7 protein-coding genes and 2 pseudogenes are annotated in these 10,524 nt (G+C 73.8%); 3 read left to right on the forward strand and 6 right to left on the reverse strand.

What is annotated here, in order from left to right:
* A pseudogene (locus tag JNW87_RS27485) lies at positions 1 to 148 on the forward strand (integrase); the annotation flags it as partial.
* Positions 149 to 473: 325 nt separating this feature from the next.
* Here JNW87_RS27485 and rlmB read toward each other — a convergent pair.
* Together rlmB and cysS are read right to left on the reverse strand one after the other, a co-directional pair.
* Positions 474 to 1,602, reverse strand: a pseudogene (gene rlmB, locus JNW87_RS27490) (23S rRNA (guanosine(2251)-2'-O)-methyltransferase RlmB).
* Positions 1,602 to 3,017 (reverse strand): cysteine--tRNA ligase, encoded by a 1,416-nt coding sequence (gene cysS, locus JNW87_RS27495; protein ID WP_109804553.1) that lies wholly within the window; start codon positions 3,015 to 3,017, stop codon positions 1,602 to 1,604. Before cysS ends, rlmB begins: the two are co-directional and overlap by 1 nt.
* Positions 3,018 to 3,173: 156 nt before the next feature.
* On the opposite strand from cysS, the gene JNW87_RS27500 reads away from it, so the two are divergent.
* Positions 3,174 to 3,782, forward strand: a complete 609-nt coding sequence (locus tag JNW87_RS27500; RefSeq protein WP_238454676.1) for an IclR family transcriptional regulator — start codon at positions 3,174 to 3,176, stop codon at positions 3,780 to 3,782.
* Positions 3,783 to 3,889: 107 nt separating this feature from the next.
* Here JNW87_RS27500 and JNW87_RS27505 read toward each other — a convergent pair whose 3' ends face one another.
* Positions 3,890 to 4,624 carry an HAD family hydrolase gene (locus JNW87_RS27505; RefSeq protein WP_238454673.1) on the reverse strand — a complete coding sequence of 245 codons (735 nt, stop codon included), beginning with the start codon at positions 4,622 to 4,624 and terminating at the stop codon, positions 3,890 to 3,892.
* Between the two features lie 2 nt (positions 4,625 to 4,626).
* Positions 4,627 to 5,592 carry a DMT family transporter gene (locus JNW87_RS27510; protein ID WP_109803970.1) on the reverse strand — a complete coding sequence of 322 codons (966 nt, stop codon included), beginning with the start codon at positions 5,590 to 5,592 and terminating at the stop codon, positions 4,627 to 4,629.
* Between the two features lie 85 nt (positions 5,593 to 5,677).
* Between JNW87_RS27510 and JNW87_RS27515 the strand changes: the two genes are divergently transcribed.
* Positions 5,678 to 6,223 carry a CGNR zinc finger domain-containing protein gene (locus JNW87_RS27515; protein WP_238454674.1) on the forward strand — a complete coding sequence of 182 codons (546 nt, stop codon included), beginning with the start codon at positions 5,678 to 5,680 and terminating at the stop codon, positions 6,221 to 6,223.
* Between the two features lie 86 nt (positions 6,224 to 6,309).
* On the opposite strand, the gene JNW87_RS27520 is transcribed toward JNW87_RS27515, so the two are convergent.
* Together JNW87_RS27520 and JNW87_RS27525 are read right to left on the reverse strand one after the other, a co-directional pair.
* Positions 6,310 to 7,719 (reverse strand): class II fumarate hydratase, encoded by a 1,410-nt coding sequence (locus tag JNW87_RS27520; RefSeq protein WP_201749847.1) that lies wholly within the window; start codon positions 7,717 to 7,719, stop codon positions 6,310 to 6,312.
* Between the two features lie 35 nt (positions 7,720 to 7,754).
* On the reverse strand, positions 7,755 to 10,524 hold a 2,770-nt coding region (locus tag JNW87_RS27525), incomplete at its 5' end, for a BTAD domain-containing putative transcriptional regulator (RefSeq protein WP_238454675.1).

A 10,524-nucleotide genomic window follows, 5' to 3' on the forward strand; every position in this document is an offset into this window, starting at 1 on the left:
TCTGCGCCGGGCTGCGCCTGTCCGAACTGCTGGCGCTGCGGGTGGCGTCGGTGGCCGGGCGGCCCGGGGAACGCCGGGTCAACGTGGCGGGCAAGGGCGTCGTCCCCGGGTGATGCCGATCGAGGACGACCTGGACCGGGTGCTGGCGGTCCTGTACGGCATCGTCGACCCCGGTCCGTACACGCACTCGTGGGGCGGCCCGACCCGGGCCGGCGCATGGCTGGCGCACTTCCTCGTCGGCCTGCCGATGGCCGCCGCCGGCCTGGTCGCGCTGGTCGGGATCGCCGCCGTGCACCAGCGGTTGACCCGGGGCCTGGACGGGGCGCGGCCCGCGCCCTGGCTGATCCCGGTCACGCTGCTAATCGCACTGGCCGGGGCGCTGCTCTTCGTCGCCTGGACCCATCAGATCTAGGAATGCGGAAAGACCCCTGCCACCGCCGCGACCGCGGCAGGGCAGGGGCCTTCCCGGTTGCTCAGATCTCCTGGGCGCGGCGGCGGGCCACCTCGGCGAGGGTGACCGCGGCGGCGACGCTGGCGTTGAGCGACTCGACCTCGGAGATCATCGGGATGCTGACGGTCAGGTCGCAGGTCTCCCCGACCAGCCGGGACAGCCCGCGCCCCTCGGAGCCGACCACCACCACCAGCGGCCCGACCGCGGCCTCCAGGTCGTAGAGGTCGGTGTCGCCGTCGGCGTCCAGGCCGACCACCATGAAGCCGGCGTCCTTGCAGGCCTTGAGCGCCCGGGTCAGGTTGGTGACCTGGCCGACCGGCACCCGCGCGGCCGCGCCGGCGCTGGTCCGCCAGGCGGTCGCGGTGATCCCGGCGGCCCGCCGCTCGGGTACGAAGACACCGTGCGCGCCGAACGCGGCGGCGGAGCGGATCACCGCGCCGAGGTTGCGCGGGTCGGTGACCCCGTCCAGCGCGACCAGCAGCGGGGCGGGCTGCTCCAGCGCGGCCGCCATCATGTCCTCGAACGGCTCGTACGCGAACGGCGGCACCTGAAGGCCGACGCCCTGGTGCAGCACCCCACCGGTCATCCGGTCCAGCTCGGCGCGGCTGATCTCCAGGATGGCGATGCCCCGGTCGGCGGCGGTCCGGATGATCTCGTTGACCCGGTCATCCATGTCGATGCCCTGGGCGGTGTAGAGGGCGGTCGCCGGCACCTGGGTGCGCAGCGCCTCCAGCACCGGGTTGCGGCCGACCAGCAGCTCCGGGGTGTCCTTGGCCGGGTTAGACTTGCGGCCCGGGGCGACCCGCGGGCCGGATCGGCCGATGGGCTTGCCGCCCCGACCGCCGGCGCCGCCACGCCCGCCGGGACGCCCCGGCCACCGCCCTTGCCCCAGGTGGTGTCCTTGCTGCCCGGCTGGCCGATCTTGGGGGCGCGCCCCTCCTCGGCCGCCGCGCGGCGCTCCTTGTCCTGCTTCCAGGCGGTGCGCTGGGGCAGCTTTTCGGTGCCCGAGTACGCCTTGTGCCAGGGTCGCTCGTCGGCGGGCAGGGTCTTGCCCCGGCCGGCGAGCGAGTCCTTGTTCTTGCCGCCGGAGCCCTTCGGGGCTCGGCCTTCGGGCTCAGTCGCCGGCCACGGCGCTGCGAGTTGCCGGCCATCAGTCCTGCTCTCCAATAGTCCATCGCGGGCCCTGGGGGGTGTCCTCGACCACCACGCCGGCCTGCTTGAGCTGGTCGCGTACGGCGTCCGCGGCGGCCCAGTCCTTGCGGTTGCGGGCCTGGGCGCGCTGCTCGAGGGCAAGCGCGATCAGGGAGTCCACCACACCGCGCAGGTCCTCCGCGCGGCCGCCACCGGTCCAGGCCGGGTCCAGGGGGTCGACCCCGAGGATATCCAGCATGCTGCGGACGGCGGCCAGCACCGTGCGGACGGTCACATCGTCGCCGCTGGTCAGCGCGCTGTTGCCGTCCCGCAGAAGATCGTGCAGGACGGCGAGCCCGGCCGAGGTGTTCAGGTCGTCGTCCATCGCCGCCGCGAAGCCGGCCGGCAGCACGCCGAGCTCGCCGGCGCCGACCCGCTCCGCGGCCCGCTGCACGAACCCCTCGATCCGCCGGTACGCCACCGCGGCCTCGCGGAGGGAGTCCTCGGAGTAGTCGATGAGCGACCGGTAGTGCGCCGAGGCGTAGTAGTAGCGCAACTCCACCGGGCGCACCCCGAGCGACTCGACGTACGCCAGGTCGAGGGCGTTGCCGAGCGATTTGCCCATCTTGGCGCCGCCGATGCCGAGCAACCCGTGGTGCACCCAGTACCGGGCGAAGGGCAGGTCGGCCGCCTGCGACTGGGCGATCTCGTTCTCGTGGTGCGGGAAGGTCAGGTCCAGCCCGCCGCCGTGGATGTCGAACTCCGCGCCCAGGTAGCGCCAGCACATCGCCGAGCACTCGATGTGCCAGCCGGGGCGGCCCCGGCCCCACGGCGACGGCCAGTAGGCGTCGGCCGGCTCGTCCGGTTTGGCACCCTTCCAGAGGGCGAAGTCACGCGGGTCCCGCTTGCCCCGCTCGGGGGCGTCCCCGGCGGACTGCATGTCGTCCGGCGACTGCCCCGACAGCGACCCGTAGGCGGGCCACGAGGTCACGTCGAAGTAGACGTCACCCGAGCCGTCGGTGGCCGGGTAGGCGTGACCGGTGTCGATCAGCCGGGTGATCAGCTCGTGCATCTCGGGGATGTGCCCGGTGGCGCGCGGCTCGTAGGTCGGCGGCAGCACGTTCAGCGCCCGGTACGAATCGGCGAGGATCAGCTCGTTCGCGTACGCGATCGACCAGAAGGGGCGGCCCTGCTCGACCGCCTTCACCAGGATCTTGTCGTCGATGTCGGTCACGTTGCGGATGAAGGTGACCTCGAAGCCGGCGGCCAGCAGCCAGCGGCGCAGCACGTCGTAGGTGACGCCGGAGCGAAGGTGACCGATGTGCGGCGGGGCCTGGAGGGTGAGACCACACAGGTAGACCCCCACCTTGCCGGCTTCCCGCGGGACGAAGTCCCGCACCGATCGGGTGGCGGTGTCATACAGGCGTAGCGTCACCGTACAAGGGTAGCCGTCCATGCATTTCGAGGTTGGCCGGAGCCGGGTCGTACGCTGCGTGCTGTGGACACGGCGGCAGGCACGGGTGACGCCCGGCCAGGGGCGACGGCGGCCGGGACGCCCGAGCCGGGACGCGGCGGCGAGACCGCGCAGACCCTGGACCGGGGACTGCGCCTGCTGCACCTGGTCGCGGAGGCGCCGGGCGGGCTGACCGTCACCGAGGCGGCGAACCGGCTGGGCATCGGCCGGGCCGCCGTCTACCGGCTGGTCGGGGCGCTGAGCGGGCACGGCATGCTGCGCCGGGACGGCGCCGGCCGGCTCCGCCTCGGCGCCGGGGTGCTGCACCTGGCCCGGCGCGCGCAGCCGCTGCTCGCCGAGGGGGCACTGCCCGCGCTGCGCCGGCTCGCCGAGCAGGCCGGCGCGACCGCGCACCTCACCGTCGTCGAGGGCGGCGAGGGGGTCGCCCTGGCGGTGGTGGAGCCGAGTTGGACCTCGTACCACGTGGCGTACCGGACCGGGTCCCGCCATCCGCTGGAACGCGGGGCGGCGGGGCGGGCCATCCTGGCCGGGCGGGCGGGCGCCGCCGGCCCGGTGAGCACCAGCGGGGAGCTGCAGTCCGGGGCGTACGGGGTGGCCGCGCCGGTGCTCGGCGTGCCCGGGCTGGAGGCGAGCGTCGGCGTGGTATCGCTGGCGCCGCTCGACGTCGAGGTCGTCGGCCCCCAGGTCACCACCGCCGCCACCACCATCGCCACCGCCCTCGGCTGACGGAGCGGGTGCTCGCTGGCCGACACCTCGGCGACGTGGCGGTATCAGTGCGCCCAGATGCCGCCATGTCGCCGAAAAGGCGTGCGTGCCCGACCGTGAACGCCGGGTCAGGCTTTCGCCGGCACGAGACGGGCCAACACCTCGGGCAGGTCGGCCAGGGTGGACACCTCGGCGTCCGGAGCGAGGCCGGGCGGTCGGGGCAGCCCGGGTCGGTTCAGCCAGACCGCCCGGAGTCCCGCCCGCTGCGCCGCGGCCACGTCGTGTTCCGGCGAGTCCCCCACGTACACGATCCGGTCAGGGGGCAGCCCGGCGGCCGCCACCACCGCGGCGTAGAACTCGGGCGCCGGCTTCTTCGGCAGGCCGTTCTCGTGCGCGTAGAGCTCGAAGGAGAACTCGCCGGCGAGCCCGCAGCGTTCGGCGCGGCTGTTGCCGTTGGTGGCGAAGCCGAGCAGGTGGCGCCGCCGCAACGCGGCGAGCGCCGGCAGCGCGTCGGGGAACGGTCGGGTCAGCGCGAAGCGCCGGGCGAAGAAGAGGGCGGCCAACTCGTCGAGGTGGTGGTCGAGCCCGGCCCGGGCGAGCGACCGGGCCAGCGCGGCCCGCCGGATCTCCTGCACCGGTGCGGCGCTGAGCGCGCCGAACACGGCACCCCAGTCCGCCTCCAGGTCCGCGAGCCGGACCGCGGCGGCCGCCGGGGTCCGCCGCCGCATCTCCTCCAGTACGGCGACCAGCGCGCCGGTGACCGCCGGGCGCAGGTCGAGCAGGGTCTCGTCGGCGTCGAAGACGACGGCGGTCGGCGGGTCGAGGGGCGGTTCGCCGGCTGCCGCCGGACGGGGTGGCGGCATGCTCACCGCTCGGTGGCCAGGGCCGGCTCGGCCGGGTGCCCGGGCCGCTCCGGCTCGGGCGTGGCGCGCAGCTCGTCGACGCGGACCACGGCGACGCCGGCGACGATCAACGCGCCGCCGACGAGCTGGACGACGGTCGGCAGTTCGTTCAGCACCAGCCAGGCGATGAGCACGGCGAACATCACCTCGGTCAGCCCGACGAACGACGACAGCCGCGCCCCGAGCAGCCGCGCCCCGGCGATCCCGGTGAGGTACGCGACCACCGCGGCGATCAGCGACAGGCCGGCGATGGGCACCAGCCAGCTCATGCGGTGCCCGGCGAAGCTGACGTCGGCGAGGCCGGCCCGCAGCGGCAGCACCCCGACCGCGCCGAGCAGGAGCAGGACCAGGGCGCCGACGGCCATCCCGCCGCTGGCCATCACCACCGACGGCAGGCGGTCGTCGACGTGGCCGGCGATCACGAAGTAGCCGGCCAGCCCGACCCCGGCGCCCAGCCCCCAGAGCACCCCGACCGGGTCGAGCCGGCTGGCGCCGGCCAGGTCCAGCACGAACACCAGCCCGCACAGGGCGGTCACCGATCCCGCCACGGTCAGCGCCCGGGGCCGCTGGCCGTGGACCAGCCACATCCAGCCGACCACGAGGACGATGCCCAGGTATTCCAGCAGCAGCGCGACGCCGACCGGCAGGTAGCGGACCGCGTTGAAGAAGCACGCCTGGGCGAGGGCCACGCCGAGCAGTCCGAACACGACGACGGTGCCGGCGTTGCGGCGCAGCACGTCCCACCGGCCGCGCAGGGCCAGCAGGGCCGGCACGGCGAGGACCAGCGCGGCGATGCCGACCCGGGCCACCACCACCGCCTCGGCCGACCAGTCCCCGGTGATCAGTGGGCGGGCGAAGGTGCCCGAAGTGGCGAAGGTGAGAGCGGAGAGCAGGGCCAGGCCGAGGCCGACTCCGGGCCGTTCACGCATCGGTACACTCCTTGGCCCGCCGGCCGGTCATGACTCAACTGGGTTACGCTCATGACGCTAGGCTGGCACCCTGACAGGAGTCAAGTTGCTCTTCGCCCATGACACCGAATGCGGGCTGACCGTCACGGCGGCGTTGGTCAACACCGCCGGCCCCGATCGGGAAGGGCTGCCCGACGTGGCCGCCCTGGACGACTTCTTCACCGCGCACTCCTGGACCGGCCGGCACGAACACACCGAGGCGGAGCTGCGGTCGGTCCGCGACCTCCGGCCGCGGCTGCGCCGGATCTGGCACGCGGACCCCGACGAGGTGGTGGCGATCGTCAACGGGCTGCTCCGCGAGTCGAACGCCCTGCCGCAGCTCATCCGGCACGACGACCAGCCGTACCACCTGCACGCCGTGCCGCGCGACGCGCCGCTGGCGATCCGGATGGCCGTCGAGGCGGCGATGGCGCTGGCCGACCTGGTCCGCAGCGGCGAGCTGAGCCGGCTGCGGATCTGCGACCACCCGGACTGCGACAACGTCCTGGTCGACCTGTCCAAGAACCGGTCCCGCCGGTTCTGCGACGCCGGATGCGGCAACCGGGCCGCCGTCAGCGCCTACCGCGCCCGCAAGGCCGCGACCCGCTCCTGACCGCGTGATTCACCCGGTCTGCGGCAGGTGGCGGTGTCCCGGGGGCCGGAAACCGCGACCTCCCGCATCCGGCGTGGATCAAGCGGTCAGGGATGGGTCATCCGGAGCAGGTCGAGGGCCTCGTCCAGCTGGGTCTCGGAGAGCTTGCCGGAGTCGACGTGGCCGCGGGCGATGACCACCTCGCGGATGGAGATCTGCTTCGCCAGCGCCTCCTTGGCGATCGAGGCGGCCTCGTCGTACCCGAGATGGCGGTTGAGCGGGGTGACGATCGACGGCGAGCCCTCCGCGTACGCGAGACAGACCTCGGCGTCCGCGACCAGGCCGACCACCAGGCGGTCCGCGAAGAGCCGGCTCGACGCGGCCAGCAGCCGGATCGACTCCAGCAGGTTGCGGCCCATCACCGGGAGCATCACGTTCAGCTCGAAGTCGCCCTGCGAGCCGGCGAAGGCCACCGTCGCGTCGTTGCCGATCACCTGCGCGCAGACCTGCCGCATCGCCTCCGCGACCACCGGGTTCACCTTGCCGGGCATGATCGACGAGCCGGGCTGGAGGTCGGGGATGCGCAGCTCGCGCAGGCCTGCCCGGGGACCGGAGCCCATCCAGCGGATGTCGTTGGCCATCTTGTACAGCCCCACCGCGACGGTACGGAGCTGGCCGGAGGTCTCCACCAGCGCGTCCCGGGCGCCCTGCGCCTCGAAGTGGTTGCGCGCCTCGGTCAGCGGCAGGCCGGTCGAGGCGCGCAGCCGCTCGATCACCGCCGCCGCGAAGCCGAGCGGGGTGTTGATGCCGGTGCCCACGGCGGTGCCGCCCAGCGGCAGCTCGGCCAGCCGGGGCAGCGCCGCCTCCAGCCGCTCGACGCCGTAGCGGACCTGCGCGGCGTAGCCACCGAACTCCTGCCCGAGAGTGACCGGAGTGGCGTCCATCAGGTGGGTCCGCCCGGCCTTGACCACCGTCTCGAACTCGACCGCCTTCTCCTCCAGCGCCCCAGCCAGGTGCCGGAGCGAGGGGATCAGATCCTCCACCACGAACTGGGTGGCGGCCAGGTGGATCGACGTGGGAAAGACGTCGTTGCTGGACTGCGAGGCGTTGACGTCGTCGTTCGGGTGCACGGGGCGACCCAACTCCCGGCTGGCCAGGGTCGCGATCACCTCGTTGGTGTTCATGTTGGACGAGGTGCCGGAGCCGGTCTGGAAAATGTCCACCGGGAACTGGTCGTCGTACCCGCCGGCGGCCACATGCGCGGCGGCGGTGGCGATCGCCTCGGCCACCTCCGCGTCGATCACGCCCAGCTCGCCGTTCACCTGGGCGGCGGCGCCCTTGATCTGGGCCAGCGCCTTGATCTGGGCCGGTTCCAGGCCCCGGCCGGAGATCGGGAAGTTCTGCACCGCGCGCTGGGTCTGCGCCCGCCACAGCGCCTCGGCGGGCACCTCCACCTCGCCCATCGAGTCGCGTTCGATCCGGTAGCCCGCTGCCTCTGGAGTCGTCACGCGTACCATCCTGCCGCGCCCGTCGCGGGCTCGCAGATGATCGCTCAGTCCAGCGCGGCGATCAGCCGCTCCACCTCGTGCCGGTCCGGCGACTCGACCTGCCGGAACAGCGTCAACGCCCGGAGCCAGTGCGACCGGGCGGCGGCCGGATCGGTGTCCCGCAGACAGCGGGCGATCCCGTCCAGCGCCCGGGCCTGCTCATAGCGGACGCCCAGCCGGGTGGCGTCGGTGAGCACCCGGCGGTGCAGGTCCAGCGCACTGGCCGCGTCCCCCTGGTGGAGCATGGCCCGGGCCAGCAGGTTCCGCGAGGCGCACTGCCCGATCCGGTCACCCGCGTCGCTCATCGCCACCAGCGCCTCCTGGTGCAGGACGGCGGCCCGTGCGGGACGAGACTCCTCCTGCTCGATCATGCCCAGTTCGTTGAGCAACTCGCCCACGCCGGCGCGGCTACCCGACTTGCGCTTGAGGTACAGCGCCGCCCGCAGCAACCGGCGGGCCGGCCCGGCGTCGCCCATCCGGTGCCGGGTCATCCCCACGTTCGCGACCCCGTGCGCCAGTTGCCGGATGTCGTTGGTCTGGCGGGCCAGCAGGAGAAGCTGTCGGCCGGTGCGCAGGGCGTCGTCGTATCGGCCCCAGTTGAGCAGAGCGAAGCTGAAGTTGTTCAGCAGGTTCGTCAGCTCGTTGGACTCGTCCGGACCGCCGATCAGGGCCAGGGCGGCGTCGAAGTTCTCCTTGGCAAGACGGTAGTCACCGTTGGCGGCGTAGGAGGCGGCGAGGTTCCACAGCGTGCTGCGTACCTCCCGGCCCAGCCCGAGCCGGCGGCGCAGGCCGAGCGCCACCTCCATCAACCGGATCGCCTCGGGGAACCGGGCCAACCGGTAGTACGCCGAGGAGAGGTAATTCAACATCACGGCCGCCGCCGGATCGTCGCCCAGCCCTTCGGCGACGCGGAGCCCGATCGTGTGCGTCTCGATCAGCTCGTCCAGGTGCCCGCCGTCGAAGTTGGCTCGCCAGCAGGCCCGCGCGAGTTGCCAGCAGTGCCGCGGCAGGCCCTCCGCCTCGGCCAACCGCACGAGAGCGGTCAGCGTGGCCCGGTTCTCCTCGAACCAGCCAAGCCCATTTGGAATGGCGGCCGCGACCAGGTCCGGCCGGGCGGGCGCGGTGAGTCGCAGGGAGTTGCGGCTGGCCGCCGACTCGATCCTCCAGGCGATCGCGGCGGCGGAGTCCAGGTGATGGTCGAGCAGCCGGCGCAGGGCGGCCTGGCGCTCGTCAGCCCGCTCGGGGTCGGCCAGCAGCCCGCGGGCGTACTCCCGGATCAGGTCGTGCAGCCGGTACCGGCCCGGCTCCACCTCCTCGGCCAGGTGCACGTCGACCAGCTCCTCGAGCACGTCCTGCACCTCGGGCAGGGAAAGCTCCGCGAGGGCGGCGGCCACGGGAGTGTCGAACCGTACGCCCGGATGCAGGCCGAGCAGCCGGAACACCCGCTGAGCCGACGGCGAGACCTGGGCGTACGACAGGGTGAAGGCCTGCCCCACCGAGCGCTCCCCGGCCACGAACTCCGCCAGCTGGTCACGACTCGAGGCCAGCCGGTCAGCCAGGTCGGCGATCCGCCAGCGGGGCCGGTGCGCCAACCTGGCGCCGGCCAGGCGGATGGCCAACGGCAGGTGACCGCAGCGGCGGACCACCTCGGCGGCGGCCTCCGGCTCGGCGGCCACCCGCTCCTCGCCGGCGACCCGACCCAGCAGCTGCACGGCCTCGTCGGCGTCGAGCACCGGCAGGGACGAGGGCCGGCCCTCGTCCAGTCCGACCAGCCGGCGACGGCTCGTGATCAGCACCAGACAGTCCGGCCCGTTCGGCAGCAGCGGCATCACCTGCGCGGTGCTGGCCGCGTTGTCGAGCACCACCAGCGCCCGCCGGCCGGCCAGCTCGGTACGCCAGAGCGCCAGCCGGTCGTCCAGGTCGAGCGGCACCCGTTCCGCCGGCACGCCGAGCTGACGCAGCAGCGTGGCGACCGCCGCGGCCGGCGTCAGCGGGGTGCGTTCGCTGTGCCCGTGCAGGTCGATGAAGAGCTGCGCGTCCGGGTAGCGCGGTGCCAGGGCGGTGGCGACGTGCACCGCGAGGGTCGTCTTGCCGCTGCCCGCCATGCCGTCGATCTGCTGGATCCGGACCGCGTCCTCCTCGATCTCCTGCACCAGCCGGGCCACCGCCTGCTGCCGGCCGGTGAAGTCATTGATCGCCCGGGGCAGGCAGCGGACCGCCGCGACGGGCGCCTCCCCGGATCCCGTCAGGGCCAGATCACCCGCGAGCACCCGCTGGTGCAGCTCCTGCAACGCCCCGCCGGGCTCGATCCCCAGTTCCTGGGCGTAGATCCGGCGACCCTCCCGGTAGACGCCGAGGGCGTCGGCCTGCCGACCGACCGCGGAGAGGGCGAGCATCAACTGGCCCCGCAGCCGCTCCCGCAGCGGATTCTGGTCGATGCTCTCGGTCAGCTCGTCGATCAGGTCGGCGGCTTGTCGCAGCCGCAACTCGACGTCGACGCACTCCTCCAGCACGGAGAGCCGCTGCTCGTCGAGCAGCTGGGCACGCCGGCGCACGCTCCGGCTCGGGATGCCGCTCAGCGCCGGGCCGCGCCAGAGGGCGAGCGCGGCCCGGTAGTGCCGGCGCCCCTCGGTCGGCTGCCCGGCGGCGACGGCGGCCCGGGCGGCCTCGACCTCCCGGGCGAAGACCTCGGCGTCCAGGTCGGCCGGCTCGGTCCGGACGCCGTACCCGACCGGGTCGGTGACGATGATCTCCGGCGGCAGTCCGAGTGCGGCG

The organism is Micromonospora sp. ATA51, assembly GCF_016802855.1.
GTDB classification, from domain to species: Bacteria; Actinomycetota; Actinomycetes; order Mycobacteriales; family Micromonosporaceae; genus Micromonospora; species Micromonospora sicca.